We start from the raw sequence: 25,568 nt of genomic DNA on the forward strand, positions 1-25,568 counted from the left end.
CTGGCTTCGCAATGGGCGGACAGTGCCGGTCGTATGCGAGGCGCGCCTACTCGCGAGCTCAATGCGGCACACGTCTAAGTGGGAGGCGATGCGACAGACCCGCAGCCCCCTGCTGACCTCAGCGCTCCTGACCACGACCTTGAACAAGCCGCCACGACGCGCAGCCCGGTGGCACTTGCCAAACGATCACGTGGCTCGCCGCCCCAGGTGAGGCGAAGTGGAACGCTCACTACATCCTGGTTAGGACAGCCTGCTACGTAACTCGGCCACCAAGGTGCGCCGCAGCCAGCGGTTCTTTGCATCCTCCTGCATGCTGGGGTGCCAGTACACGCAGGTGTCGAATCGCGGCATGTGGAATTCGGTGCGGACGATTCGTGGATTGCTCATCATCGCGACGATGTTTGCAACGCCGTCGGGCACGGTAGCGATGAGCTGGGTTCGCGCAACGATCGCAGGAGCGCTCATGAAGTGCGGCGTGCGCAGTACGATCTTCCTGCGGGCACGTTGTCGCGCCAGAAAAGTTTCGAGCAACTCTTCGCTGGGTGACTGGCCCTCCACGAGCACGTGATCACCCGCGAAATACTCTTCGCGGGAGATGGTTGAGCCGCGAATGGGATGGTCCGCAGAAATGAGGCAGCAGAACGACTGGGTAGAGATGACTTGCTTGTAGTAGTTGACGGAGCTCAGGTCCGGGAAGAAGCCGAGGGCCAGGTCAACGGCACCCTCTTCCATCGCGCTCTGGAGCTCGGGGATCGTGTAAGACATCGATCGGATGTCCGCATTGGGGCAGTGTTTGGCAAGCGCCACCAACACCGAGGGGAGTAGGATCGCCTCCCCCGCGTCCGTCAAAGCGAGCTTAAACTCGCCGCGATAGGAGTCCGGATCGAATTCGGCGGCACTCTCCACATCCCGGTTCACCGTCTCCATGATGAGCCTGAGCGATGGCAACATCCGCCTGGTTCGCTCGGTGGCCTCCATCCTTTTGGAACCTCGGATGAAGAGTGGATCATTCAACGCAGTGCGCGCGCGCTGCAACGCAGCGCTCAAGCCGGGTTGACTCATATCAAGCGCGTGCGCCGCGGCTGCGATGCCGCCATGGTCGTAGACCGCCAGAATAACTCGTAGCAGATTGAGATCGAGTGACATTCCGCGTTGTGAACACCAGGAAGACGCAAGCAAAAGTAGGTCCGGGTCGCTGAGGATTCTCGTGAGTGGAACTCCTTAGCGGCTGAGCGCGGGGCGGGGTCTGCGTGCGATGCACAAGCCGTCTACGCGCAGCGCCAGCCGAGCGATTCGCAACCGGTTGATACTGCGGCCGCCGCCACCGGTGCGGCCCGAGCCTGCCAGGCGCCTGCCGGAACACCGCTTCGCCCACCGCCGCGCGGCCACTGAGTTCAGCTATTCAATCCTCGACATGGTATCCCGAGGCGCGCACTACAGGGGCCCAGGAGTCGCGCTCCTGCCGTAGCGCGACTGCATACTGGCTCGCAGTCGACGTTACAACTTCCAGCCCCAGTTGGTCAAACGCCGATCTGAGTTGCGCGTCCGCGCTCGCTTCGACCACAGCGTCCTGCAACTTTTTGATCGTCGAATCAGGTGTGCTCGGCGGAGCAAAGACACCGTAAGTCTCTACATGGCGCATGGAGGGCAACCCCTGCTCAGCAAAGGTTGGAACTCCGGGCATGAAACGGGATCGTCTTTCGCCGGCCACACCCAATATCCGGATGCCGCCTTTTTGCAAGTACGGAATGAAATCGGGAACCTGACCGAAGTACGCGGGAACCTGCCCGCCTAGCAAGTCCTGCATTGCCGGTGCGGAACCTCGATAGGCGACGTGCTGGAGATTCAGAGAGTGAGCCTGTGACAGCTGAAAGCCAAGGAGGTGGGCAGACGATCCTGCAGCCGGGGATGCGTAGCTAGCTGCTTCGGGATGCGCCCGCACCCAGCGGATGTAGTCGTCCAGCGTTTTCACACGGTCGGCTGGTACGGCGCTGCTCACCGCAAACGCGAGAGTTGCGGACGCGAGGGGCGAGATCGGCGCGAAATCAGCGACCACGTCATACATCAGCTGCTTGTAGACATGAGGATAGATGGTCAGGGCAGAACTGTGCGTGACCAGAAGGGTGTTGCCATCCGCGCGCTCACGTTTGAGGTGGCTGTTCGCGATTCTTCCGCCGGCACCCACGCGGTTCTCCACGATGTAGATGCGCCCACCTTTGCGCCACGCCTCTGCGAGTTGTCGCGCAGTCACGTCCAACGAGCCACCCGCCGGGTAGCCCACCAGCAGCTTGCCCGTCTGCCCCGTCTGGGCCTGGCTAGATCCCAGCCAACCAGCAAGTGCGGTTCCGAGGGAAATGGACACAAAATCGCGGCGGGAGACATCATTCATGTGATCCTCTATTTTTGGTCGAGTCCGGACATTTGGGGGTTTTGCGTACGCCGCTGCGGACGACCAGCGACTACACGGGAATAGCAGTAGAGAGAGATCGCTATGTGGGGAAGCCGAGCAGGCGGGCGAAGCTTTCGGGCGGCTGCCGGGGCATCTCGGTGCGGTTGACTGCTGCATTCAGGTCGCCGTACCCAAGGGACATGCCGAAGACCGTCACCTCTTCGGAAGGCATGCCCAGAACCGAGGAGATCGTCTCGTGAAAGGGGGCGAACGACACTTGCGGACACGTGTCCAGCCCACGGGCCTTGGCTGAGAGCATCAAGCCCTGGGCGAATAGGCCAAGATCGATCCAGCTGTGCGGTTTCAGCCTGCGGTCGATGCTGAAGATGAGCCCCACGGGGGCGCCGAAGAAAAAATAGTTTCTCTCCGTCTGCCCTGCGCGTGCCTGGACATCGCTGCGTTCGATGCCAAGTGACCGGTAGTACCGCGCTCCGAAGTCAGCCATTCTGCTGCGGAAAACTTCCGGTAACGGTTCAGGGAGGTGAGCGGGCGGAAGCCCCTTGCCGCCCCGCGCGGCCGCGAGCACGGCCGCACACAGCATGTCTTTCACTGTCCCGGCAACGACATAGACTCGCCACGGTTGCATGTTGGCCCCGCTGGGAGCGGCCGCTGCATCCCTCAGGACCTCCTCTACGAGTTCCCTGGCGACGGGCTGATCCCGGAAGGCGCGTACCGTCCGACGTGAGCGCATGACGTCGGAGACGTCTTTGGCAGGGTCGTGCGCTGCGTATCCTGTAGAGCTATGGATCATTCTCGCGAGCCTCTTCAGACTACGTGCATCAGGTTGCAGTTGGCCGTCATTTAGCCACCGCGGATGTTTTTGGAGGGGCCCAGCGCCTCGGCAAGCCATTGGGACACGATGCCAAAGGCGTTGCCAAGCAGAAGCGCGGTGCCTGCCACCAACACAGGACTATCGATCCCAATCGTGGCGATGGACTTGCCCGTCACAGCAACCGTGCCAACGGTGCAGGAAAAGCCGAAGAAGATGGCCGGCAGTGAACCGACCACGGACATCTTCGAGGCCTGTACGGCCATTGCACTTCCGACCCCGACAGCCAGGGCGATCAGCACCGCGTTGTTGGCGCCCAGGTGCATGGCCAAGAGGGTGATCGAGCCGATGACTACTCCACCGAGGTTCGCGAAGACGCTGCGCACGAAGCCGGCAGGGCCGGCCCCGACCGCGTAGAACGACGTCCAGCCGATGAAAGTCACCCAGGTAGGTACGAGGACCGCTGTTTCGGTGAGGTAGGTGGCGATGGCGGCCAATGCGCCAATACTGACGGTGGCTGCCTCCTTGTCTTGCATGAAATTTTGACCTTCGTGGCTGAGTTAAGAAACGTTCAAGAACGGGGGTTGTGGATCTACGGGAGACCGCGTCCCCGCATAGCGGCAGGCTCGAACTGCGGGGCACCGCTGGACGGTTGGCAGAGTCCAATTCCTCGCGACACCGCTACATCCGGTGCACGGCAGAATGCCCGGATCTTTCGACCGCTACAACCAACAATCTCATGGCTCTCACATCTCGCAAACCGATGTGCCCTTGGGTAGGCTGTTCTTGGGCGGTGCGATGCTCGTTCGAGCACTGCGCGTACAGCTTTCGAAGAGCTTCCGGAAGCACGCAACGTAGTACATCCACGTTGCTGACTCCGCTGCGCCGCTCGAGCCGAGGGTGATCGAACATCAGCGAGAACGAGACGCGCTCTCGTCTTCCTTGTGGTCCCGTCTTGCTACGGCTCATAGATCGAGGACCAGTTCGCCCCCTTGGCTGCGAGAGCAGCAGATCATCATGGTTTTGTTCGCCTTGCGTTCTGCCTCCGAGAGCACCATGTCGCGATGCTCTGGAGTGCCTGCGACGACCCTGGTCTCGCAGGCACCACAAACACCCTGCCGACACGAGAACGGCAATTCCACGCCACCGGCACGAAGGCAGTCCAGGATCGACTGGCTCGCGGGAACTTGGAACACGCGCCCATCACGTGCAAGCCTCACGGTCATCGATCCAGAAGCCGGCGCAATCTCCGGAACGCCGAAACTCTCGAAATGCACCACCGACGTCGGCAGCTGTTGGGCGGCGCGCCTGTAGGCGTCGAGCATTCCTTGCGGGCCGCAACAATAAAAGTGAGAGCTGGGGGGCGCGTTTTCCAAGATGTCGTCGACGCTTACCTTCTCAGAGCGATCATCGAAGTAGTGATGGACCCGCTCCATAGCAAGGTCGTAGCCGTGTAAGGGAAGCGCGTGCTCATGCGAACGGGCTGCATAGTGCAGCTCCCAAGGGCGCCCCAACGCTTGCAGATGCAAGGCCATGCAGAGAACCGGCGTGATGCCGATCCCTCCCGCGATGAAGATGGAGTGGGCGGCATCCTCCTCCAGAGGGAAGTAGTTCTCCGGGGGCGATACACGCACGGATGAACCTTGGAATAGGTTCGAATGGATATGACGTGAGCCGCCCCGCCCGGCCGCTTCGAGCTTCACGCAAATGACGTACCGCGTCCTGGAACGCTCATGTGGAACAAGCAGCGAGTAGCGCTTCTCCAACCCGTCATGGAGATGCAGTGTGAGATGTGCACCTGCCTCGTATCCTGGCAGCTCGCTGCCGTCGGCGAGCTCCAGGTGCAGCAACAGCATGTCGGCCGCGACCAATCGCCGCTCGCGCACTATCAAGTTCAGGCTTGCGGGGACGTAGCCTTGATGGCCCGGCGGATCGCTCGATGCTGTGCTTCCCGAGGAAACAGCGTTGATCGTTTTGTTGCTTGCGACGATGGCGGCAGGTACTGTGTCAATCATGTATTTTCAACCTCCAGGTCACTCTAGCAGCGGCACCTTTGGGGTCCAATCACACGCAGCTTGTCTTGAACATCTGCATTTCAGATGAACCGGTTTCTCACCGCATGCATGCGGAAACGTTCGCTCTCGACAGTGCCTCGTGCGCCCATGGGACGCACCTATCTATGGAAAATATCGTGCGAGACCGCCGTACCCTGACTCTCGATCGGGAGGCCGACAGCGCGCAGGTTTGCTCGCGCGAGGGCGCCACGCCCCTGCCGCGAACATTGGCGCTTCAGAGAAGCGGCGTCTTCTTGGCCGCCTTGCGCAACTGAGGTGCCAGCACTTGGCGAAGCCAGCGATTGCGTGGATCGAGATGCATCGAGGCGTGCCAGTAGAGGCTGGATTCGAAGGAAGGGACTGGAAAGTCCGTGCGTGCAATCCTGAGGCTCGCGCCGAGCCCCAGGCCAGAGACCACGCTCGCGGGGACAGTGGCGATCAAGTCGGTGGCCGCGACAATGGCCGGTATGCTCATGAAGTGACGCGTGCGAAGCTGTACGCGCCGGTGGATTCCCCGACTGGCCAGATAGTCGTCAAGAAGCAGCCTGCTGTGCGTCTTGAGATCTACATCCACATGGCCATAGCGCTCGAACTGTGCGAGCGAAATGCCGCCTTCTCGGATTGGGTGGCTGCTTGACAGGATACAGAGATAACTTGTGGTTGTGATTTCTGCTCGCCGGTAGCTCGCGTTGTGCAGATCGGGAAAGTAGCCCAGCGCAAAATCAAGAGTTCCCTCGGCCATCGCCTTGTGCAGTTCGCTGAGCGCCGGCATCTGAGTTCGGATGGCGGTGGGAAAGTGTGCTACCAGGTAATTGACGACGTGCGGGAGGAGCGTCGCCTCACCCACGTCGGTTAACACAAGAGCCAGTTCGCCTGTATAGGCCTTTGGATCGAAGTCATCCGACTTGATGACCTCTTTGTTGACGCTGTCCAGGATGGACCGAATGGGACCGACGATCTTTCTTGTGCGTGCAGTGGGTTCGATTCCCTTGGCGACACGCACGAACAGCGGGTCGCCCAAAGCTGTCCGTGCGCGCTGCAGCGCCGTGCTCAGCCCAGGCTGACTCATGCCCAGTTGCTTGGCTGCTTCCATGACGCTGCCAGCATCATGGATCGCCAAAATCACCTGGAGCAGGTTCAGATCGAGATCACTTCTTGCGAGACCAGTTCTCTTCATTGCTTTGAAATGGACCCACGCCAGTGCAGCCTAGCAAGGCTCAGCCGAAGACTTGCTGGTGCTTCTCCACGCCGAGCTGCAGCGTTCCCTTCGGAGACGTAGCTGCCTTGGCGTGCTGAAGATAGGCATCGCTCCAAGGAACGGTGGCCGGTGCGATGAACGAACCGCTGCGCGCGGCTTCGACGACATGAGGATCGTCCACCAGCGGGGGACGCTTGCCCTCGGCCAGCTCTCGAACCGCGGAAAGGAGCGCACGCCGCGTGCGCACGATCATGGCGTCGCTTCCCACTAGGTGCTCCCTGCTGCGATCCACGATCTTACCCATGCTTTCTACGATGGCCGTATCCTGGAGCAGCACCCCCGACAGACCCGTGTAGGACTTAGTACGCTGCGTCTCCCGGTCGATCAGATAGTCGTTTTCTTCGTTGGCCTCAGAGCGCCACCGTCCGTACCAGTCGCTCGTTGGTGGCAAGGTTGGCGGCATGGGCATGTGATTGGCGTCGGGCTCCAGCCCGGGAATGGGTGCACCATCCTTGGTGTGGCGCATGGCCATCGCGCTCTGGTTGTAGTAGAACGTGAATAGCATGGTGTGTTCGTCGTCCATGGGAACGTAGCAGTTGGCGACGATCAGGTCGTTGAAGTCACCATCCGGAAAGAGCGACCAGAAGGGGTACACGAAGTGCGCAATGCGATAGTACACCTCGTCCTTCTCCGCCGGCCGATGCGCGCAGTACATGGTGCCCCAAGGCGTGTTGGACACATGGTACTTCGGCGCTCGGTCGAGGACGGAGTACCGATGCATGTTCTTCTGGTCAACGTCGGCCTTGTCGACGCCCCCCACATGCAGGAAGCCGAAGTGTGACGTGTCAATGTCGCCTTCGATACCCTGAAGCCAGTTGTACTTGCGCTGCAGGCACTGCACCGAGACTTGCTCGGGATCGAGCAGCAAGGCCTCCATCCGCGGCAGCTCGGGCAACTGGTCGCGCTGCTCCCCCATGTAGATCCAAACCACCCCATTGCGCTCCTGCGTTGGAAAAGCATCCGCCGAAATGGTGTTGACCAGCGCCGGGTCGACTTCCGAGTTCGGGATTTCCTCACAGTGGCCTGTGGGCTTGAACTTCCAGCCGTGGTAGACACAGCGGATGCCCGACTGCTCGACACGCCCGAAGAACAGCGATGCTCCCCGATGAGGACATCTGTGGTCCATTATTCCAACGTGCCCGTCGCCATCTCGGAAGGCCACCAACGGCTCTCCGAGTAGGAGAAGCCGCATGGGCGGGCCGCCGCGCTCCAATTCCGTGGACAAGCACGCGGGCATCCAGAACTGGCGCATCAAGTTGCCCATGGGGGTTCCTCGACCAACTCTCGTGAGAGTTGCATTGTCCGAATTACTGAGCATGTGGCTTTTCCTTTGATATGTGGGTCACAACTACACAGCTCCATCGCCTAAGAGGCTGCAGAGCACAAATTGACGCGCGCGTCTTCCTGACGCGCTCCTGTTCAGCACCGACCAGAAGCCATTCTTCCTCGGCTCCGCGGCCAGGAAGTTGGTTCGGCAACATCGCCATCTCGGACGGCTTTGGCGCTGCACACGCAGGTTAGAGGAGTCGCGTTTTCGGCTCAATCAATTTGCTGAGGTTGCGTTCATCTCGCAAGAAGATGAGTCAGGATGCTAGAAGTCCAAGACTCTGTTCGACCACGCGGCACCCCGCAGCGCAGCGGGACATCGATGCACTAGTGCGATGTTTCATCGTGCGTGGCTGTAAGATCCGATTGAGACGTCTTGACGTGTCCGCGTTCTGAAGTGGGACGCATCGGGACGAAGCTACCCGCACAACCTCCGACATCAAGCGCTGTCACTAGTGCGCGTGAAGAGCCCGAGAGCTGCTGCCCCGCGGCCATTGCTTGAGGGAGAGTGCTTACCATCGCATTGAATGGAACCGACACATGAGTGATCGCCGACATGCCTCTGATGCACCGCCCGCAGCCGACTTCGCTGCGCAATTGGGCTATGCCCCGATGGACAGCATCCATGCCGAATTCGAAGAGCTGCTACGACGTGGAAGAATCGCCACGGCGGGAAATTGGCTACCCCTGCTCGTGGAATTGGACGCGCATCTGCGCAGCCACTTCGAAGCCGAGAACCGTTGGATGATCGACACTGACTTCCCGCCGCGCGACTGCCACATCGACGAACACGCGGCAGTGCTGAAGTCCTCAGCGGAGGTACTGCAGCTAGCAAGTGCCGGCGATTTCGGCGCGGCCCCTTCGTTTCTTGAGAGCTTGGCTGACTGGTTCCCCGGACATGCGGCCTACCTGGACTCTGCGCTTGCAGCCTGGATGTGCAAACGGCAGTTCGGCGGGCGCCCGGTCGTCCTGCACCGACCCACTAAGGCGCAAACGGCCTGAACTCGCGGGGCGCAAGTGGCCCCTGCGTTCATGTCGCCTGCGCGCATGAAAATTCGGGCCGTGAAGGCGGAGCCGCAGGTCACCTACTCGGCACCGATGCGTCCTCCGCGACCTTCATAGTCATCAGCATTAGCCGATCGTGCAAAGCGTGCGCGAGAAACGCTTCGCCGTGAATGGCGGACGTCCTAGACGCACGCAAGTGAGGTGTGGCACCGCTGCCAGACCGCCCTATTGCTTGTCGGAGGCTGCGAGATTAGCGCTGCGGGCTACGACTGCTTCAAGCCGGCAGCCGGCGGTCGACCCTGAGCGGTTCTTCGATCATCGCTCACTCGCCATTTCGGCGCGAGGTCCAGCACCGACTCGTGAAGCGAATAGATTGGCGCCTGCGGGTCCCTTGTTCGTCCGCCTGGAGAAGTCCCCAGCCAACGCCCTTCAACTCCCTCCGCCTCCCTGCAGCTGGACACTGCCCTCCGACTCGATGTGCGATTGCATGGCCTTCCACACTTCCGTGGTCTCGATCGTCTTGACCACCTCTTCGAACGAGATGGACTGACCCTGAATGGGTCCCGGTGCGATACGGGATAGGAAAAGCCGACACAGGTCGTGCAGCGACTCCAGTTCCACTCGGTCGTTGGCGACGGAGGGTAGCAGGTGCGCACGCTTGAGCGCCCCCAACCGGATCAGCCTGCGTACAACCTGCCTCGTGCATCCGAGGCGTTCAGAAGCTTCTTGCTGCAAGCAACTGTCCTCGAACAGCTTCTTGACTTTCTCGAACGCTGCGGAGGAGATGCGACTACGCTGTCCTGGCGGGAACGCGTCCGCGGGAAGAATTCCAACCGAGACCCAATAGTCGAGCGCCTCTGGATTCATATGGAAGGCTAGACGCAGGTCGTTCGCGCGGTAGAACACCTCTGGCGCGCCTTCACCGTTCCTCTCCGCCCTTCGAACGCGCAACGGCTTTCCCTTGATAGCGCCCGAAAGCACTGCCGACAGCGCCGGGAACTTGTAGAGCTTCAGACTGATGCGGTATCGCATCCATCCCTCCTTCTCGCCGCCGAGTTCCCTCATGCGAGCAAGGAACGATGCCGCCCCCTCCTCGAACCAAGGTCTCAGATCTTCGAGGTGCGTCTGTCGCACCATCGGCACGACAACACGCGTCCCGCTCGCGTACAGCGTCCTTCGGCCAGCTTGGTGATCCGCAATCCGAACCAGGGCGCGGGCGGCGTTCGTCTCGTCGGTGCTTGGCAACGCAAACCCTGCTCGGCGCGACGGATCTTCAATATCCACGAAAAAGCGCACCATGCCATGCACCCACTCTGGTACCGCTTTGCCGGCATTCGGAAAACGGGCGCCGCACGAGCACCTCGTCACGCTCCTGCGAAGATAGTCAATCGGACGACCGCAAGATTCGCACGCGTCCAAAAGCAACGTCGAATGGATGCGACAGACGAGGCTGAGCGGCTGGTCCCACTCAGAGCGGTGATACGGCTTCCTGTCGGTGGCGAAGCACTGCCCACAAACGCGGCAATAGATCGAACACCTCGCCGCCTGGCCTACCGCTGACCGAACCTCAATTGGTTTGCCATTGAGAATCACATCCCACCAAACGCCGCAATCGAGTTGGACAAGCTGCCGCGCACTGACACCATACAGAGCAGCCAGCCCTTCGATTCCGTCGAATCCATTCTCTTCCGACAGAGCCATAAGCGCCCCCGGCCCAGACATGTCGCCTTGCGCCCGTGGCCGAACCACAAATCGGCTCCCCTCGCGCAAACGGCCGACCGTCGGCTGCGGAGCCCTAGACCTGATGTGGCCTCCCAGTTCGCCAGAAGACGCTGACGTCGCGCCGCAGATCCAGCTTCAAACCAGTCATCGCTGCGACCAAGGCTTGACGAGCGAATCGAACAGCATCCGTGTTCTTGGACGTTCTCAATGGGTACGACGGATCGGCCCAACTCGAGGCGCGTGCGGACAGCCGGCTCCAACGCTCGCACAACGCCTGTGCAAGTACGCGCTCCGAGCCAGTCGGCTCGCTAACGCCGTCGACGAAGGCGTGGATGTCTCGGGCCGTCATCGACGCAACCGCATCGAGGGTCTGACCAGACAGTACCGCGAGAATCAAGTGAAGCTGATTCCTTACAAGCGCGACTGTCTGGCGCCTTCGCCGCCATTGGCGCTTGCTCGTCAGCCTTCTCGTGAAGCGCCTGAGCTCCAACCAGTTCGCCTTCAGCCTGGACGGGAGGAGGAGTTTGATCGCTTTCGCATCGCTTCCAAGCCGTCCGCGCAGCGCCTGCTTGGTGACTTGAAGTCCGGCGGTTTGCATCGCCACGATCTCGGCCGTGACGGCTTCCACGGTCAGCCTGTTCTGCTTTCGCAGGTTCTCATAGACGGCCGACCGCATCCAGTCCGGCATCATGAGTTCGGTCCCACTGAGATGCTCTTGGCTCAATCCCGTCTGCCTGGCGAAGTCCACGAAGGCGTCCGGCCATTCTCGGAGCATGGGCCGAGCAAGGTTCACCAGCATTCGGCGATCTTCCACGCGAAGGAGTTCGACCTGGTTCGTCCCTGGCTCCAGTACCAAGCTCCGTGCGACCGTAGCCCAGGTTGAAGGCCCCGAGAGAATCTGCGCTCGGGCACGCTTGCGGATGAACAGATGACAGATCGCGTCCAACGCCTGGAGGTAGTCCATGCTCGCTACCGACCTATCCCGCGAGATCTCCTGAGGCATCCCATCCGTCAAGGAACCTGCCCATCGAGCCGCAGCCTCCCCATCGGGGGCCAACTTGACGTCCGCGGTGCAGAGTTGAAATCCGCAACGTGCGCATCGCATGTAGTCCGTCTGCCTATCGAGCTCAAACAACCGCGGGACTGTCGCCCCAACTGGCCATACACCTGCCCCGCAGGCCGGACAGCGATCGAGCAACTCACACAGATGGATCGGGCACTGCGTGATGAAGCCGAGGCGCCAAGTCGTTCTGAAGTACCCCCCGTCGGGCTGAGCAAGGCAGCGCGGGCAGAACTGAGGGCCGGGGACCAGCCACCCTCGCGTGTACCTCGTCCTCAGCAACCACACCGGATGACTTCGCACGCGGGCCAAGCGAAACACCTTACCCTCGAAGGCCCGCAGCGTCAGCGCCTCGATCTCCCTCAAATCCATACGGTGCGTCTTCGCGAGCCAACCCAGTTCCGTGGGGTTGGCGCCAGCGTCAGGATCGACGCGGCGCAGCGCGCCCTGCGGAACAGGGTAGAGCTCATACCCGTTGGCGACGGCCGCATCCTGTCGCCAAGACGAGAGCGATTGGCCTACCTTGGGCTGCACTCGAACAAGATAGGACGATGCCTCGGACATGTGCCCTGCCCTTCAGGCTTTGACGAGAAAGAACGGCTCGCCCGGTTGATCAAGGCGTCGCCATTTACGCGGTGCCTCGACGAATGGGTTGTAGTCCTCGAACCCGGCGAAGTATTCGTTGAACGCGTAACGGAAGTGCTCAAGCTGAAGTTGTTCGAGCCCGGCATCCACGCAGGCGGTCAGCCCCCAGCTGAACAACTTGCTCATTGCTCCGACCTTCCCGTTGGAGCCAAAGACAATCGCCTTTCCGATCCAGGTGTAGGCCAAGTTCGATCTGACAGCCAAGGGGCATATTTCTTCGAAATGGTCCACGAGACGAAGGCAAATCGACAATCCTTCCTTCGTCGTGATGTCGTAGTAGCCAAGCGGAAGGCTCGCCGGCGATCGACGTCGCAGTTGCTCGTTCGATCGCACCACAATGTCCCCTTCGTCGGTTCCCAAAAGGACTGCGATAAGGTTGCAATCGATCACGTCACGAAGCACATTGCCGACGATCTGTACCCCCTTGACTCCTCGGCGCTCAGGAACATCCTGGAAGTTGTCGACCGCGATGATCCTTGTTTGAGCTTCCCAGCATAGAGTTCGTGCGCGGCTGATTTGACGCGCTGCATACATTCCATCCGCATCGGGATCGTGGAACTCCTTGAGGATGGCGTTGGCGATGCCGAGGGCATTGCATGGAATAGGAGCGCTGAATCCGATGCATGGATACAACGTTCGATCCTCTTTTTCCACAGGCGGAAATCTTCGCTTCAGGAACCTGACGAATGCGGATTTTCCACCGTCCGACGGGCAGCGGATCACGATGCCAGTGCTTTCGTCGGACAGCCCTTGCATACGGAGTCGAATGTCCAAGTTTTTGAGGATCCTAACGGACTGTGGGTGCCCTAGGTAGACGGCCTTGAAGGCGGCATGGCGGTCGGCGAGCGAGGCGCCTCGCCAACGCTCCCGATCTAGGCGGCGGTCGGCATCTGCCATCTTTCGTCCTCCTGATCCAATGTCACGGCATCCAACTCAGTGCAGGCGACCTCGAGCCGGGATGCCGCGTATTCCTCCTCCTTCTTTTGCTTCTTGAGTGCGATGGATTGCTTGATCGCGGCCGCGCGCTTGCGAAGGACCACCTTCTTGTCCGCCACCCATTGCTCGGTCATCATCTGGAGTTCCATTCGCGCAGACCACAGGTCGATGATCGAAGGGTTCTGCTTTTTCTTTTCGCGGCAGAGCTTCAGAATGAGCTTCTGCCCGTACAGGGTCAGTCCTTCGACATAGTCTGGAACGCAACAGTCGACCACCAAGACGAGCTCGGAATCTGGGACGATCACGTAGATGGAGGAAAGGTCGTCCGGGTCGATGCGGACGTTGACTTTCATTTCGCCGCCAGAACGGTTGATATAGCGCGTGAACAGGTCTGCGTCCTGATACGTAAGGCCGCCCAGGATCCGAATGCCATAGCGATTCCAAGTGACCGGTTTCGGAAGCGCAAGCATGCGGAGCATTCGGAGTCGGCGCGTGTCAGGAGGACTGCGCCTTGCCAGCTTCAGCGCGCGCCCATATTCCAAGTAGCGCTGCCTCGGTGTGAGACCGTCCTTGCCGGGCTGGTTCGCATCCACGCCCAGTAGCCATCGCAGGATCCCCTGCCTGAGTTGATCGATGGTAAGTGTTGCGGTGGCCAATCCTTCTTTGATTGCATCCACGTCCCCGCGCACTCCGCGAAACCCAGGTTGCCTACAGAGCCAGATCACCAAGCGACCGTTCTTGTATTCGACCTCTCTCTTGTCGGTCGGCCAGTAGGGCCGTGCCCAGCTTGCGTCGGCGACGTCCGCGTTCAATGAGACCACGCGCAAGCTGTTCTGCACGGCGTTGTCGAAGACGGCTTGCGTTGGGTACCGTTTCATCCCCATGGCCGGCGCCTCGGAAGACGAGGTCGCGATCGGCACGTGATCCAGTTCGCCTTGTCTCGATCGCGCGATAGCTGAATCGGGAGTCGTCGTTCACGCTCAGCATGGTGAGATCCTTGCGGAGGTTCTCCGGGTCGAAAGCTGGGTGTTCGATCCGAATTTCATCAAGGATCGCCTTGCGTGTGGCCTTGCCACCGACATGTGCGAGAGCTCGAAGCGCGATCTGCCAGTTGCGCACCGGAGGAGCGGTGTGTCCGGACCCGGGCGCTTCGTTGTGCAGCACCTCGAGTTCGCCTTCGACGTGCTGACGCAGCACATCGGGCGGACCTTTGAACTTTGGGTAGAGGTACTGTCGGTCGGGAAAGCGCAGAGCCGTCGCTGCCAGCTTCAATTCGCCGTTGCTGTGTTTGATTCGAATCGCCCGACCACGGGCACCCATCTCCTTGATGCCAAACGACGTTTGCGTCGTCCTTGTCTTCTGCTCAAGGTGGGGAAATTCTTTGGCGATGAAGGCAATCTGTTCCGCAGGCGTCACGCTCAACCTTTCAGCTTCGCCCCAAGACAGGAGCCGCACCGAGACTACCTCAAGTCACATCCTCGGTGCGCCTGCAGCTTCTCCCTGATCGCTCGTGTGCGGCCACGGGCAAGGTGTGATTTAGTATGAACCGAGGCGGACTCTGGCGACGAAATCTGACAGCACAGCTTCCAAGCCTGGTTGTCCCGCAACGGATACACGGCGCCGGTGGCCTCGTCTAGCCATTTGACGACTGCTCTACCCTCCCGAAACCAGTGACTACTGTGCTCCGGGTCGTCATTCGGATAGTCAGTGATGGTGGCGACCAGCTTGATGCGATCAATGGGCTCCGGACGGGAACCGAAAAAGTCATGTTCGGTCAACTCCCGAACCAACCTGTCTCGTCCCAATAGAAGAGTCAGCGCTTCGATGAGCGTCGTCTTGCCAGTGTTGTTGTCTCCAACAATAACTGGATGCTTTCCAAAGCGCACAAACCCCGAACGGACACCGCGGAAGTTTTCGATTTTTAGATTGGCGACTCTCATTTCGTGCTCAACGATCTGCGACTGCGCGTGTTCGTCTCGCCCCTCTTCCTCGGGTTCGTGGACAAGTGGAGTGGCGCTCGTGCGTAGGCGACCCGCATTGCCGAGTCAAGTCGCTGTTCGACTACGTGGCTGGCTCGACTCGCCAGTCGTGGCGATGCTGCGACGGATCGGCGGCGGACGAACTCGCGCGGCGGAATTATTGGTGCGTCCCGTATCGATCGCTGGTCTGGCCGTTCTTGTACGAGCCGCCACGATGGGAGCTGCCCTGCCCACCTGCGTAGTTGCCGCCATGGCTAGCCGTGTGCTTGCCACCACCATACGCGACGCGACCGCCGCCTTTTGCATACGCACCTGGAAGGTACGCCAAGACCGAGATCGCGATCGCGATCGCCATACTGATCCATTTCTTCATTACAGACTTCCTTGTTCTTCTTCAGCCTCAAATCTATGCGAGGCGACCACGATCGTCAGTGAAGTACTTCGCGATGTTGCCATCGCAGTGGTTGCCCTCCTCGATTTCGAGTAGCTGCTGCGGCAAGGCGCGGGCCTTAAGGCTATGCTGCCGCGATGGCTGTCCGATCATTGAACTCCACGTCTATTCTCCGGGAGGAGTACAAAGGCTGGACTCTCCATGTTCGGTGGCATCATTCCTTTTGGGGAGCGTCCGAGGGCTGGATCTGCAAACCGATTGGCCCGCAAAAGACGGCCAAGACAGCCACTAGTCTGGGTCGACAGGCGACGAGTGCGGCAGCGTTGGCTGCCGGCCGCGCTTGGGTTGATCGGATGCTCAGTCCGCCTACCGAAACGAGCAAACGCGCCCGGATCCCTACACGGGACGTACGGTCCATGCGGTAGATGAGCTTGCTGCCCACCGAAGCTCCCGCCGTCGCGTCGCTGTCTCAAAGCGTTTTCAATGCGCATCCGCAACGGCCACGTCCACAATGCGACTGATCGGGACGCCTTGTTCCAGCGCTATCCGGGGCGTCAGGCCGTTCAGGGTTGGCGCCGCAGTCTCCATGAAAATGAGCACCCGCCATCCGTCCGTCGTTCCCAGCCCATTGACGACGAGTTGAATCGCGGGCCAAACCGCGGGATCGAATTGCCAGCGCGGCAACGCCATCGTTCGGCCAGGGATCCCGATGCACCTCCCGGTGCGAACCCAAGCGGTGACTGTCGACCTATCCACTGCCATCAGCGACGCCGCCTCGCCGAGGGTGATCATGTCTGCGGCCCGCAGCCGCTCGCGCCGGTACTTGCGCCCTGCTCGGAGCAATCCAGCGGTGGCCTCAGCGGTTGCATATAGAGATCTTTGATAGCCATGGCAGAAGCTCGTGGCGGTGCCCCACTGAAGGCTACAACCAGAGGGAAGCCTAGGTGAGGCAATGTTTTTTGGGCGCCCGTGCTGATCGATGGGTGCTGCGGACCGCAACGCACGGGAATCCATGACCCACGAAGGGTCATCGCGGCCCCAGAGACTACCCGAGGAAATTCTTCTTATAAATCAGTCACTTAGGAGCATCGCCGTCAAATTTACGCCCTCATTTTGATGGAATTCCGGCCTAACTTTGAACGAACTCATCAGGATGGCGCGGCGGTCCAGGTCGGAACGCCTGGGCCCTCTCCTCTAAGACAAAGAAATTCCATGCCTCTTCGTCCCAGACGAAATTGATCCCGTGAGGATTCGGTCGGCTTCGTCGCGGGCCGGCAGCAGCGCCGACCACCTCAGAGATGTCCAATGCGCACGCAAGGCACGATCTGCGGGGAGGCGCGACGCACTCGGATGGCCTTCATTGGGAGCTCGCAGCGGCCGCCCGCACCTGGCAAGAACATTCAGCTCGGATTCTTCCCCCCTCTTGAAGACGACTGAGGGGGACACCTTCGTCGAACGCTGGCGTTCTTCGCCGCATGAGGCTGTTCGACCATCCGGCGCCGCGCGCAACGCTCCCCCCGGCTTTTAGTCGAAAGTTCCCGTAACTCGTTTTTTGAGCAAATGAGGCCGCTTCCCTAGGGAAAAATCCCACAACCTTAGTAAATCAAAGGGTTCGTTGGTTAACGGCTTAACGGGTTGCAACATTCACGAGGATGGCCCCGCCCAAGATGGGCCAGAACCGGTCGTCCTCCCAGTCGTTGCCTCCGCGGCAAGATTGAGTCCAGGCGTCGTTTACGACTCTATTGATGCGTTTACGACTGTTTTGGTTCGTTTACGACTGTTTTGTGGTTGAACAAGCAGTTCGCGCAGCTTGAATTTCTGGATCTTTCCGGACGGCGTGGATGGCATGGCGTCGCGCACGATCAGGCGCTCGGGGATGTACTGGACGGCCACCTTCTCGCGCTTGAGAAAGTCGACGATCGAAGGCAGGTCCACGCTGTGGCCCGGCCGCGCCACCACCACCGCACAGGCCCGCTCGCCCAGGCGTTCGTCCGGGTAGGCCACGATCGCGGCCATGGCGATGGCGGGGTGCCGGTAGAGCAGCGACTCGATCTCAACCACCGGGATGTTCTCTCCGCCGCGGATGATCACGTCCTTGCTGCGGCCGGTGATGCGGATGTAGCCCTCTGCATCGACGCGCGCGAGGTCGCCGGTATCGAACCAGTCGTCGGCGTCGGTGCCGTTGAGGTGCGGCCGCCGGAGGTAGCCGCCGAAGTTGGAACACGCGCGCACCAGCAACCTGCCGGACTCGCCCGCGGGCAGCGCCTGGCCCGCGTCGTCGGCCACCTTGATCTCCACGCCCGGCAGCGGGTGGCCGTCGGTGTTGAAGGCGCGCTCGTCCTCGTCGTCGAGTTCGATCAGGGTGACGGCGCCGTTCTCGCTCATGCCCCAGGCCGACACGATCTTGGTGCCCAGAACGCCCCGGGCCTGCTCGACCAGCGGGCCGGGAATCGGCGCGCCCGCGCACAGGAAGGTGCGCAAGGTCGGCACCTCCAGCCGGCGCTCCGCCACGGTGCGGGTCAGGTCCGTCAGGAACGGCGTCGAGGCCATGGTGAAGCTGACCCGCTCGCTGCGGATCAGCTCCAGCGCCCGGCCCGGCTCCCAGATGTCCTGCAGGACCACGCTCGCCTTGAGCATGATCGGCATCATCAGCCCATACATGAAGCCCGTCTGGTGCGCCATCGGCGAGGCCATCAGCACCACGTCGTCGGCCCCCAGGCGCAGGCGCCGCGCGTACGGAATGATGTTGGCCATGGTGGTGTTGGCCGTGTGCATCACGCCCTTGGGCTCGCCGGTGGTGCCCGAGGTGTAGATCAGCTGGGTCACGTCGTCGGGGCCGGGGCGGCTGCGCGCCAGGATCGCCTGCGCGTCGGCGCTGTCCTCCCAGGCCGGGCCGCTGAGCAGGGCATCGAAGCTGTTGCCGCCGCTGCCGCCGACCACCACCACGTGCTCGAGGTCAGGCAGGTCGCCCCGCAAGCCCGCCACCATCTTTTCGAAGTCGAGGCCGCGGAAGGCCTGCGGCACGATCAGGACCTTGGCTTCGCCGTGCTTGAGCATGAACGACAGCTCGCGCTCGCGGAAGATGTGCATCAGCGGATTCATCACGGCGCCGATGCGCGAGCAGGCCAGGTAGGTCAGTGTGAACTGCCACCAGTTGGGCAGTTGGCAGGCCACCACGTCGTTGCGGCCCACGCCCAGCCGCGCCAGCCCGACCGCGATGCGGTCGGCCATCCGGGCCATCTCGCGGTAGGTGAAGCGGGTGGTGCCGCCCTCCTCCACCCGCAAGGCGGTGAGCCCGATCTTGTCGGGGCAGGCCGCGACGCAGGCGTCGAGGTCGTCGTTGATGGTGCGGTCGTGCCAGAGGCCTTGGGCCACCATCCGGGCGCGGCGCGGCGCGATGAGTACGGCGTCGAATTCCATGTTGTGTCTCCTTGTTGTAGTGTCTCGGCCTGGTCAGTTGAGGACAGAGCAAAAACTGCTGCGCAGTTTCTTGATCTGTCCCGCAAGGTCTCAGGAAGGCACCGCTTCCCGTCCGGCGCGCGTGCGGGCGATGATGGTTTTCATGATTTGGGCCGTGCCGTCGCCGATCTGGAAGCCCAGCACGTCGCGCAGGCGCTGCTCCATCGCGCCGCGGTCGTAGCCGCCATGGCCGAACATCAGCAGGCACTGGTGGATCGCGTCGTAGGACAGCTTGGGCGCCCACCACTTGCACATCGCGGCTTCGGCGGTGTGCGGTACGCCCTTGTCCTTCAGCCAAAGCGTCTGCAGGCACAGCAGGCGAGCCGCCTCGACCTGGGTGTCGAAATCCGCCAGCGGATGCGACACGCCCTGGAAGGCCGACAACGGCTTGCCGAAGGCTTCGCGCTGCGCGACGTACCCCCAGGTCTCTTCCAGCGCCACGCGGGCGACAGCCAGCACCTGCAGGCCGATCAGCGCACGCGAGAAGTCGAAGCCCTGCATGACCTGCACGAAGCCCTTGTTCTCGTCGCCCAGGCGGTGGCTGGCCGGCACCCGGACGTTCTCGAAGAACAGCGAGCCGCGCCCGATCGCGCGCTGGCCGTGGCAGTCGAAGCGGTTGCGGGTGATGCCCGGCAGGTCCATCGGCACCAGCAGGGCCGTGACCCCATGGGCCGCCGATTCGATCGATCCGGTGCGGCCGAACACCACCGCCGCATCGGCCTGGTCGGCGGCGGAGATCGAGGTCTTCTCGCCATTGACGACGTATTCGTCGCCGACGCGTTCGATGCGCAGGCGCAGGTTGGCGGCATCGGAACCACCGCGCGGCTCGGTGAGGGCGATCGCGAACAGCGCCTCGCCCCGCGTGAGCTTCGCCAGCCAGGGCGCGACGACTTCCGGCCGGCCGTGATGGGCCAGGATCTGCCCGTTGAGCGAGGCCAGCAGGTTGACGTAGCTCAGGCTCAGGTCGGCCCGCGCGATCTCCTCGTGGATCACGCCGGCCGCCAGCGCGCCCATGCCCTGGCCGCCGTGGGCCTCGGACAGCTCGGGCGCGATGAATCCCATCTCGCCCATCTCCCGCATCAGCGCGCGGTCGAGCACGCGTGTCTTGTCGCGCTCCAGAAAGCCCGGCGCGACCCGTCCGGTGGCAAAGCGGCGCGCATGCTCGGCCAGCGCCGCCAGATCCTCATCGATGTAGGGATTCATGGTGTCTCCTTGGGTGGCTCGGGGCCTACTTCGCGTACTTGCGGAACTCGGGCTTGCGCCGCTCGCCGAGCGCCTTGACGCCTTCGCGCGACTCCTCGGTGTCGTAGTAGAGCTTGAGCGCGTACATGCCCAGGCCGGCGATGCCGCTCTGGTGCGCGGTGTCGGCGTTGAAGCTGCGCTTGGCGATGGCGATGGCCGTCGGGCTGCGCTCGCAGATGGTCTCGGCCCACTCCTGCACGGTCTCGTCGAGCTTCTCGGGCGGCACGCAGATGTTGGCCAGGCCCATGGCCACGGCCTCCTGGCCCGAGTAGCGCTTGTTGAGATACCAGATCTCGCGCGCCTTCTTCTCGCCGACCACGCGCGCCAGGAAGGCCGTGCCGTAGCCGGGGTCGACCGAACCCATCTTCGGGCCGACCTGGCCGAAGATGGCCTTCTCGGAGGCGATCGTCAGGTCGCAGATGGTGCACAGCACATTGCCGCCGCCGATGGCGAAGCCCTGCACCCGTGCGATCACCGGTTTGGGCACGTCGCGGATGGCGGTGTGCAGCTCTTCCATCGGCAGGCCGATGGTGCCGCGGCCGTCGTAGTTGCCGTTGTGCGCGGACTGGTCGCCGCCGGTGCAGAAGGCCTTCTCGCCGGCGCCGGCCAGCACGATGGCGCCGACCTCGCGGTCGTAGCCGGCGCGGTTCAGCGCCCGGATGATCTCGTCGCAGGTCTGGCCGCGAAAGGCGTTCATCTTCTCGGGCCGGTTGATGGTGATCCAGGCCACGCCGTTGCGCACTTCGTAGAGGATGTCTTCGAATTCCATGATGTTCTTTCGGTGAGGTGGGACAGGGGCGCGCAGCGCGGCATCAGCCGTTCATGGTCAGTCCGCCGGAGACGCTCAGGACCTGGCCCGTGACGTAGGCCGCGTCGTCGCTGGCGAAGAACAGGATGGCGCCCGGCAGGTCGTCCGGCTGGCCGATGCGACCCAGCGGGATCGAGCGCGTGAAGGCTTCCATCAGCTTCTCGGGATTGCCGGCGCCTTCCTTGTAGTCGGCGAACAGCGCGGTGTCGGTCGGCCCCGGGCACACCACATTGACCGTGATGCCGTGGCGGGCGTGCTCGCGCGCGATGGTCTTCGAGAACGCCACCAGGCCGCCCTTGCAGGCCGCGTACACCGCTTCGCCCGAGGAGCCGACCCGCGCCGCGTCGGAGGCGATGTTGACGATCCGCCCCGCCTTGCGCGCCGCCATGCCGGGCAGCACTGCGTGGTGCATGTGCAGGGCACCGGTCAGGTTGATGGCGATCAGCTTGTCCCACTGCGCAGGCTCGGTCTTGGTGAAGGGCTTGAACACGTCCCAGCCGGCGTTGTTGACCAGCACGTCGATCGCGCCGAAGCGCTCGATCGTGGCGGCGACCGCGGCGTCGACGCTCGCGCGGTCGGTGATGTCGCAGCGGAAGGCCTCGGCCCGGCCGCCCTCGGCGCGGATCTGCGCGGCCACCTTCTCGGCGGCCTCCGGGTTCAGGTCGAACACCGCGACACGTGCGCCCTGGCGGGCGAAGCGGCGGCTGGTCGCGCCGCCGATGCCGCCGCCGCCGCCGGTGATCACGACGGTCTTTTCATTGAATGTCTGCATCTGGGTCTCCATGGGTTGCGAAGCTTGCTATCGTGGGCGCCAGCCTCGAGAGGTTTCGCGCCATTACGACAACATGTTTACGTATTATGGTCGAATCGACTCGCCTGTCAAATCGAACTTTCAGAGATGAATCATGGTTATCCCTAATCAATCAGCGGACCCAGCGCGCATGGCACTGGCCAACCGCGTGTTCTTTCGCCTGTACCAATGTGCAAACATGTTGCATAAAACAGGCACCAAGGCCGTCGAGGCCGAAGGCCTCACGACGCAGCAATGGGCGGTGTTGGGTGCGCTGTCGCGGCCCGAGGCCGGCGACGGGATGAGCGTGGGCGACCTGGCCCGCTACCTCAAGGTGAGCCGGCAGGCGCTGTCGGGACTGCTCAGCCGCATGGAGCGCGACGGCCGGCTGCGGATGGCGCCCGACGGCCGAGACCGCCGGTCGCGGCTGGTCTCGATGACGCCTTCAGGCCTGCAGGTGTGGCAGCAGGAGGCGCTGCCGAAGATCCACGACTACTACGAGCAGGTGATCGGCGATTTCTCGGTCAACGACATCACGCACACGCTGCACTACCTGCTGCGGATCCTCGAGAACATGCAGCGGGTGGATGACATGCAGGGAGGCGTCGAGCCGGAGGAGGCCTAGAACAGACCTCGCTGCAATGTCGTCAGCGCCGCAAAGCTCTCCCCCATGGGCTGCAGGATGGCATCGCCGATCGGCTGCAGCTGCTTGCTCAGGTAGTGCTCGTAGTCGATGCGGGAGCGGCGCGCTTCCATGGGCTCCGGCCCGTTCAGGGTCATGACGTACTCGATCCAGCCGCCGTCCTGGTATTGCCTGGGGCGGTCGACCCGATCGTTGTGCTCGTCGGCCATCCGGGCAGCGCGGACCTGCGGCGGCACGTTGACCTGGTAGGCATCGAGGCGATGCCGCAGGCGCTTGCGGTAGACAAGCAGGTCGTCCATCCTGCCCGCCAGCATCGACTGTGCATAGTCGGCCACGAACGCCTGATGGGGCTCGCCGCGGAAGATGCGCGAGAGCAGGCCCTCCTGGAACTGGCGCGCCAGCGGGGTCCAGTCGCTGCGGGCCATCTCGAGGCCGCGGTAGACCATCTCCTCCTTGCCCCCGGCATCCGCGCTGAGGCCGGCGTAGCGCTTCTTGCTGCCCACGTCCGAGCCGCGGATGGTGGGCATGAAGAACTTCTTGTAGTGCGTGTCGAACTCGATCTCGAGGAAATTCTCCAGACCCTGCTCCTCGCGAAGGGTGCGCGTCCACCAGGCGTTGATGTCTCTCGCCAGGTCGGCCGCGATGGCGTGCGCCTCTTCGTTGGTGCGGGTGCGCCGCAGCCAGATGAAGATGGAGTCGGTGTCGCCGTAGATCGCCTCGTAGCCCCGGTCTTCCACGAATTCGCGGGTGAGCTTCATCATCTCGTGCCCGCGCAAGGTCACGGCGGACACGAGCTTGGGATTGAAGAAGCGGCACTCGGCCGCACCCAGCACCCCGGCGAAGGAATTCATGAGCAGCTTCAGGGCCTGCGACAAGGGCTCGTTCCTGACCCGCTTGGCCTCGTCCCTGGCGCGCCACAGCGTGGTCACGATCTCCGGCAGGCAATGCTTCTCGCGCGAGAAGACGGTCCCTCCCGGCCCCTGGACGACACGCGTCGGGTCCGAGGCGTTCGACCCCTCGATGAAGCCCACCGGATCGACGAGAAAGGTCCGGATGATCGAGGGGTAGAGGCTCTTGTAGTCCAGCACCACGACGGAGTCGTAGAACCCCGGCTTCGAGTCCATCACGTAGCCGCCGGGGAAGGCCTTGCTCGGGATCTCGCCCACGCTCGGCGCCACGTAGCCCAGGCGATGCATGCGCGGCAGATAGTGATGGCTGAACGCGGCGATGGAGCCCCCGAACTTGTCGGCCTGCAGGCCCGTCGTGTGGGCCCGTTCCAGCACGAACTGCAGCAGCTTCGCCTTCTCGAAGATGCGCAGCACCAGTTCGCAGTCGCGGATGTTGTAGGTGGCCAGCGCGGGCTTGTCCTCCTGGTAGCGGCGCTCGATCTCGGCCATCTTGTCGTACGCGTCCCCGATGGCCTTGCCCTCGCCCAGCAGCGCCTGCGACACGGTCTCGAGGCTGAAGGACGGAAAGCTCCACACCGCGGCCTTGAGCGCGTCGATGCCGTCGATGACGACCCGCCCGGGTGTCGGCGCGAACAGGTAGCCCTGTCGGCCCGGATGGGTGCGCCACTCGAAGGGCCGGCGCTCGCGCCCCAGGAGCAGCTGCGCCCCGCAGTCGTCGGCTGTCTTCTGAAGCACGCGAAGATCGAACTGGATGACGTTCCAGCCGATGATGACGTCGGGGTCGTTCTTCTCGAACCAGTCGTTCAAGCGCTCGATCATGTCCTTGCGGGTCGGGCAATAGACGAGCGAGAAGCCCTCGGGCTCCGCCGGCTCGGCCGGCGGCTCGCCCAGCATGAAGACGACCCGGTCCGCGGTTGCGTCCAGCGCGATGGAGTAGAGCGCCTCGTGCCGGCTGGTCTCTATGTCCAGCGACACCACCTTGAGCACTGGCCGGAAGTCGGGCGCCGGCCTGAGCCTGCAGTCGACGATGGTGGCGCCGTCCCTGCGCCCTCCTTCCACCCGCACGCCCGCGGTGATGAACCGCTCCATCAGGTAGCGGTCGTGCGGACGAACATCGGCTTCGAGCAATGGAAGGTCCTGCGCCTGGAGCGCCCGTGCCAGCTGGCCGAGTTGGCGGAAGTGCTTGGCATAGACACCGACGACGGGTCCCTGCCCGAAGGTCTTCAGCCCGAGTTCACGCACCTGCAGGCCCGGCATGGCTGCGAGTTGCGCGTCCAGCGCAGGCCGGTGCCGGGCCTCGACGAATGCGACCGAGGTGCGGGCGGTCAGGACCACTTTCATCGGCCCGGCGTCGGTCGCCAGCCAATACTCGATTTCGGTGCCGGCCGGGGCGTCTCGCCAGCGGCGAGTGAGGATGAAGCCCTTGAGTTCGTTGGATGCCACGAGAGCTTGGAGAATCGATAGAGCAGGAAGGCGCCGATTTTCGCCTCTCCCTGGCGGTGTGCCGACTCCGGCCGCGGCGACGCTTCAGCCGACGCAGGCCCGCCGCGCGGCCTGGCAGACGTAGTCCGCGAACTGCGGCGCGTCCATCTCCTTCACGAGCACGGCCAGTTCACGCTGCTCGGCGTCATGCGAGAGCGATTCCTGCAGCTGCGAGCGCCGCAGCGGCTGCCATTCGGCCGCGCACTTCCAGGCCGCCAGCCGCGCATCGGCGCTAGCCAGAAGCAGGCGCAGGAACAGCGCCCGCTCGAGGCGGAAGCGGGACAGATCCGCAGCGGTGGCCCCGAAAGTCAGGCGGCGCAGCTCTCGCTTGCAGGAAGCGATGCGCAATTCGAACGGGCCGCCGGTCTCGGACACCTGGCCCGCCGGCGCAAAGACGAGCTCGACGTCCCGCAGGACGTGGAGATGCGAGATCTGCTGCAGGACACGCAGCACCGGGGACAACTTCGAGTTCATGCCGCAATGGACACCCGCCCGCCCGCTCGCAGGGTAGGACATTGGGGCCGATCCAGCGCACTCTTCGCCTACCCCGGGGCCTGCGAAGGAGATCCAATCCCGGGTCCCATGCGTAAAGACAAGGCGGCAAAGCTCCCCAGCACCCTTGTCTGCGGCCGCGAAGGAAAG

General features: G+C 62.7%; 23 protein-coding genes and 1 pseudogene. 2 read left to right on the forward strand and 22 right to left on the reverse strand.

Translation table 11 applies throughout. The annotated features are described in order from the left end of the window. Positions 1–240: 240 nt before the first annotated feature. The 7 genes from QTI68_RS02320 to QTI68_RS02350 all read right to left on the reverse strand — a co-directional run bounded on the left by QTI68_RS02320 (position 241) and on the right by QTI68_RS02350 (position 7,794). Positions 241–1,146 (reverse strand): LysR family transcriptional regulator, encoded by a 906-nt coding sequence (locus tag QTI68_RS02320; RefSeq protein ID WP_286519419.1) that lies wholly within the window; start codon positions 1,144–1,146, stop codon positions 241–243. 256 nt (positions 1,147–1,402) lie between these two features. Then, on the reverse strand, positions 1,403–2,389 hold the full coding sequence (locus tag QTI68_RS02325; RefSeq protein ID WP_286519420.1) for a tripartite tricarboxylate transporter substrate-binding protein: 987 nt from the start codon (positions 2,387–2,389) through the stop codon (positions 1,403–1,405). A 100-nt stretch (positions 2,390–2,489) separates the two neighbouring features. Next, complete coding sequence (locus tag QTI68_RS02330) at positions 2,490–3,200, reverse strand: nitroreductase (RefSeq protein ID WP_286519422.1); 711 nt, start codon at positions 3,198–3,200, stop codon at positions 2,490–2,492. A 50-nt stretch (positions 3,201–3,250) separates the two neighbouring features. Beyond that, positions 3,251–3,754 (reverse strand): DUF1097 domain-containing protein, encoded by a 504-nt coding sequence (locus QTI68_RS02335; protein WP_286519423.1) that lies wholly within the window; start codon positions 3,752–3,754, stop codon positions 3,251–3,253. A 429-nt stretch (positions 3,755–4,183) separates the two neighbouring features. Continuing rightward, positions 4,184–5,233: a PDR/VanB family oxidoreductase gene (locus QTI68_RS02340; protein WP_286519424.1), complete on the reverse strand. Its 1,050-nt coding sequence runs from the start codon at positions 5,231–5,233 to the stop codon at positions 4,184–4,186. Between the two features lie 274 nt (positions 5,234–5,507). Beyond that, on the reverse strand, positions 5,508–6,449 hold the full coding sequence (locus tag QTI68_RS02345) for a LysR family transcriptional regulator (RefSeq protein WP_286519425.1): 942 nt from the start codon (positions 6,447–6,449) through the stop codon (positions 5,508–5,510). A gap of 40 nt (positions 6,450–6,489) precedes the next feature. Further along, positions 6,490–7,794, reverse strand: coding sequence for a Rieske 2Fe-2S domain-containing protein (locus tag QTI68_RS02350; protein WP_286519426.1), 1,305 nt, complete (start codon positions 7,792–7,794; stop codon positions 6,490–6,492). A gap of 602 nt (positions 7,795–8,396) precedes the next feature. On the opposite strand from QTI68_RS02350, the gene QTI68_RS02355 reads away from it, so the two are divergent. Further along, entirely contained in the window at positions 8,397–8,858 is a 462-nt protein-coding gene (locus QTI68_RS02355; RefSeq protein WP_286519427.1) for a hemerythrin domain-containing protein, read from the forward strand. Positions 8,859–9,290: 432 nt separating this feature from the next. On the opposite strand, the gene QTI68_RS02360 is transcribed toward QTI68_RS02355, so the two are convergent. The 13 genes and pseudogenes from QTI68_RS02360 to badH all read right to left on the reverse strand — a co-directional run bounded on the left by QTI68_RS02360 (position 9,291) and on the right by badH (position 21,875). Further along, positions 9,291–10,562 carry a TniQ family protein gene (locus tag QTI68_RS02360; RefSeq protein ID WP_286519428.1) on the reverse strand — a complete coding sequence of 424 codons (1,272 nt, stop codon included), beginning with the start codon at positions 10,560–10,562 and terminating at the stop codon, positions 9,291–9,293. 94 nt (positions 10,563–10,656) lie between these two features. Then, the gene (locus tag QTI68_RS02365) at positions 10,657–11,547 is read right to left on the reverse strand and encodes a hypothetical protein (protein WP_286519429.1); all 891 of its coding nucleotides are present in this window, start codon (positions 11,545–11,547) and stop codon (positions 10,657–10,659) included. Positions 11,548–11,790: 243 nt separating this feature from the next. Continuing rightward, a pseudogene (locus QTI68_RS40110) lies at positions 11,791–12,207 on the reverse strand (TniQ family protein); the annotation flags it as partial. A gap of 12 nt (positions 12,208–12,219) precedes the next feature. After that, positions 12,220–13,185: a TniB family NTP-binding protein gene (locus tag QTI68_RS02370; protein WP_286519431.1), complete on the reverse strand. Its 966-nt coding sequence runs from the start codon at positions 13,183–13,185 to the stop codon at positions 12,220–12,222. Continuing rightward, positions 13,161–13,901, reverse strand: coding sequence for a Mu transposase C-terminal domain-containing protein (locus tag QTI68_RS02375; RefSeq protein ID WP_286519432.1), 741 nt, complete (start codon positions 13,899–13,901; stop codon positions 13,161–13,163). Before QTI68_RS02375 ends, QTI68_RS02370 begins: the two co-directional genes overlap by 25 nt. Before the next feature lie 31 nt (positions 13,902–13,932). Further along, entirely contained in the window at positions 13,933–14,646 is a 714-nt protein-coding gene (locus QTI68_RS02380; RefSeq protein ID WP_286519434.1) for a hypothetical protein, read from the reverse strand. Between the two features lie 38 nt (positions 14,647–14,684). Next, complete coding sequence (locus QTI68_RS02385; RefSeq protein WP_286519435.1) at positions 14,685–15,164, reverse strand: AAA family ATPase; 480 nt, start codon at positions 15,162–15,164, stop codon at positions 14,685–14,687. A 196-nt stretch (positions 15,165–15,360) separates the two neighbouring features. Further along, the gene (locus tag QTI68_RS02390) at positions 15,361–15,576 is read right to left on the reverse strand and encodes a hypothetical protein (protein ID WP_286519436.1); all 216 of its coding nucleotides are present in this window, start codon (positions 15,574–15,576) and stop codon (positions 15,361–15,363) included. Positions 15,577–16,074: 498 nt separating this feature from the next. Further along, complete coding sequence (locus QTI68_RS02395) at positions 16,075–16,386, reverse strand: hypothetical protein (RefSeq protein ID WP_286519437.1); 312 nt, start codon at positions 16,384–16,386, stop codon at positions 16,075–16,077. Positions 16,387–17,325: 939 nt separating this feature from the next. Then, positions 17,326–19,014: a cyclohexanecarboxylate-CoA ligase gene (gene aliA, locus QTI68_RS02400; RefSeq protein WP_286519439.1), complete on the reverse strand. Its 1,689-nt coding sequence runs from the start codon at positions 19,012–19,014 to the stop codon at positions 17,326–17,328. 90 nt (positions 19,015–19,104) lie between these two features. Then, a complete protein-coding gene (gene aliB, locus QTI68_RS02405) occupies positions 19,105–20,256 on the reverse strand; it encodes a cyclohexanecarboxyl-CoA dehydrogenase (RefSeq protein ID WP_286519440.1) in 1,152 nt (383 codons plus the stop codon). 25 nt (positions 20,257–20,281) lie between these two features. After that, positions 20,282–21,064, reverse strand: a complete 783-nt coding sequence (gene badI / locus QTI68_RS02410; protein ID WP_286519441.1) for a 2-ketocyclohexanecarboxyl-CoA hydrolase — start codon at positions 21,062–21,064, stop codon at positions 20,282–20,284. Positions 21,065–21,107: 43 nt separating this feature from the next. Then, positions 21,108–21,875 carry a 2-hydroxycyclohexanecarboxyl-CoA dehydrogenase gene (gene badH, locus QTI68_RS02415; RefSeq protein WP_286519442.1) on the reverse strand — a complete coding sequence of 256 codons (768 nt, stop codon included), beginning with the start codon at positions 21,873–21,875 and terminating at the stop codon, positions 21,108–21,110. Positions 21,876–22,008: 133 nt separating this feature from the next. On the opposite strand from badH, the gene QTI68_RS02420 reads away from it, so the two are divergent. Further along, positions 22,009–22,518, forward strand: a complete 510-nt coding sequence (locus tag QTI68_RS02420) for a MarR family winged helix-turn-helix transcriptional regulator (RefSeq protein WP_286519443.1) — start codon at positions 22,009–22,011, stop codon at positions 22,516–22,518. Here the strand turns inward: QTI68_RS02420 and QTI68_RS02425 are convergent. Next, entirely contained in the window at positions 22,515–24,887 is a 2,373-nt protein-coding gene (locus tag QTI68_RS02425; RefSeq protein ID WP_286519444.1) for a DNA polymerase II, read from the reverse strand. The genes QTI68_RS02420 and QTI68_RS02425 overlap by 4 nt on opposite strands. A gap of 84 nt (positions 24,888–24,971) precedes the next feature. Continuing rightward, positions 24,972–25,442 (reverse strand): hypothetical protein, encoded by a 471-nt coding sequence (locus QTI68_RS02430; protein WP_286519445.1) that lies wholly within the window; start codon positions 25,440–25,442, stop codon positions 24,972–24,974. Between the last annotated feature and the right edge of the window lie 126 nt (positions 25,443–25,568).

This window comes from Variovorax sp. J31P207, from assembly GCF_030316965.1.
GTDB lineage: Bacteria > Pseudomonadota > Gammaproteobacteria > Burkholderiales > Burkholderiaceae_C > Variovorax > Variovorax ginsengisoli_B.

What these genes read in the sequence shown, in the direction of transcription:
- QTI68_RS02420 (WP_286519443.1), top strand. Translation starts at nt 22,009, where the DNA reads ATGGTTATCCCTAATCAATCAGCGGACCCAGCGCGCATGGCACTGGCC.
- aliB (WP_286519440.1), bottom strand. Translation starts at nt 20,256, where the DNA reads ATGAATCCCTACATCGATGAGGATCTGGCGGCGCTGGCCGAGCATGCG.
- QTI68_RS02350 (WP_286519426.1), bottom strand. Translation starts at nt 7,794, where the DNA reads ATGGGCAACTTGATGCGCCAGTTCTGGATGCCCGCGTGCTTGTCCACG.
- QTI68_RS02335 (WP_286519423.1), bottom strand. Translation starts at nt 3,754, where the DNA reads ATGCAAGACAAGGAGGCAGCCACCGTCAGTATTGGCGCATTGGCCGCC.
- badH (WP_286519442.1), bottom strand. Translation starts at nt 21,875, where the DNA reads ATGCAGACATTCAATGAAAAGACCGTCGTGATCACCGGCGGCGGCGGC.
- QTI68_RS02365 (WP_286519429.1), bottom strand. Translation starts at nt 11,547, where the DNA reads ATGGACTACCTCCAGGCGTTGGACGCGATCTGTCATCTGTTCATCCGC.
- QTI68_RS02390 (WP_286519436.1), bottom strand. Translation starts at nt 15,576, where the DNA reads ATGAAGAAATGGATCAGTATGGCGATCGCGATCGCGATCTCGGTCTTG.
- badI (WP_286519441.1), bottom strand. Translation starts at nt 21,064, where the DNA reads ATGGAATTCGAAGACATCCTCTACGAAGTGCGCAACGGCGTGGCCTGG.
- QTI68_RS02340 (WP_286519424.1), bottom strand. Translation starts at nt 5,233, where the DNA reads ATGATTGACACAGTACCTGCCGCCATCGTCGCAAGCAACAAAACGATC.
- QTI68_RS02320 (WP_286519419.1), bottom strand. Translation starts at nt 1,146, where the DNA reads ATGTCACTCGATCTCAATCTGCTACGAGTTATTCTGGCGGTCTACGAC.
- QTI68_RS02330 (WP_286519422.1), bottom strand. Translation starts at nt 3,200, where the DNA reads ATGATCCATAGCTCTACAGGATACGCAGCGCACGACCCTGCCAAAGAC.
- QTI68_RS02395 (WP_286519437.1), bottom strand. Translation starts at nt 16,386, where the DNA reads ATGATCACCCTCGGCGAGGCGGCGTCGCTGATGGCAGTGGATAGGTCG.
- QTI68_RS02345 (WP_286519425.1), bottom strand. Translation starts at nt 6,449, where the DNA reads ATGAAGAGAACTGGTCTCGCAAGAAGTGATCTCGATCTGAACCTGCTC.
- QTI68_RS02385 (WP_286519435.1), bottom strand. Translation starts at nt 15,164, where the DNA reads ATGAGAGTCGCCAATCTAAAAATCGAAAACTTCCGCGGTGTCCGTTCG.
- QTI68_RS02355 (WP_286519427.1), top strand. Translation starts at nt 8,397, where the DNA reads ATGAGTGATCGCCGACATGCCTCTGATGCACCGCCCGCAGCCGACTTC.
- QTI68_RS02430 (WP_286519445.1), bottom strand. Translation starts at nt 25,442, where the DNA reads ATGTCCTACCCTGCGAGCGGGCGGGCGGGTGTCCATTGCGGCATGAAC.
- QTI68_RS02360 (WP_286519428.1), bottom strand. Translation starts at nt 10,562, where the DNA reads ATGGCTCTGTCGGAAGAGAATGGATTCGACGGAATCGAAGGGCTGGCT.
- QTI68_RS02370 (WP_286519431.1), bottom strand. Translation starts at nt 13,185, where the DNA reads ATGGCAGATGCCGACCGCCGCCTAGATCGGGAGCGTTGGCGAGGCGCC.
- aliA (WP_286519439.1), bottom strand. Translation starts at nt 19,014, where the DNA reads ATGGAATTCGACGCCGTACTCATCGCGCCGCGCCGCGCCCGGATGGTG.
- QTI68_RS02325 (WP_286519420.1), bottom strand. Translation starts at nt 2,389, where the DNA reads ATGAATGATGTCTCCCGCCGCGATTTTGTGTCCATTTCCCTCGGAACC.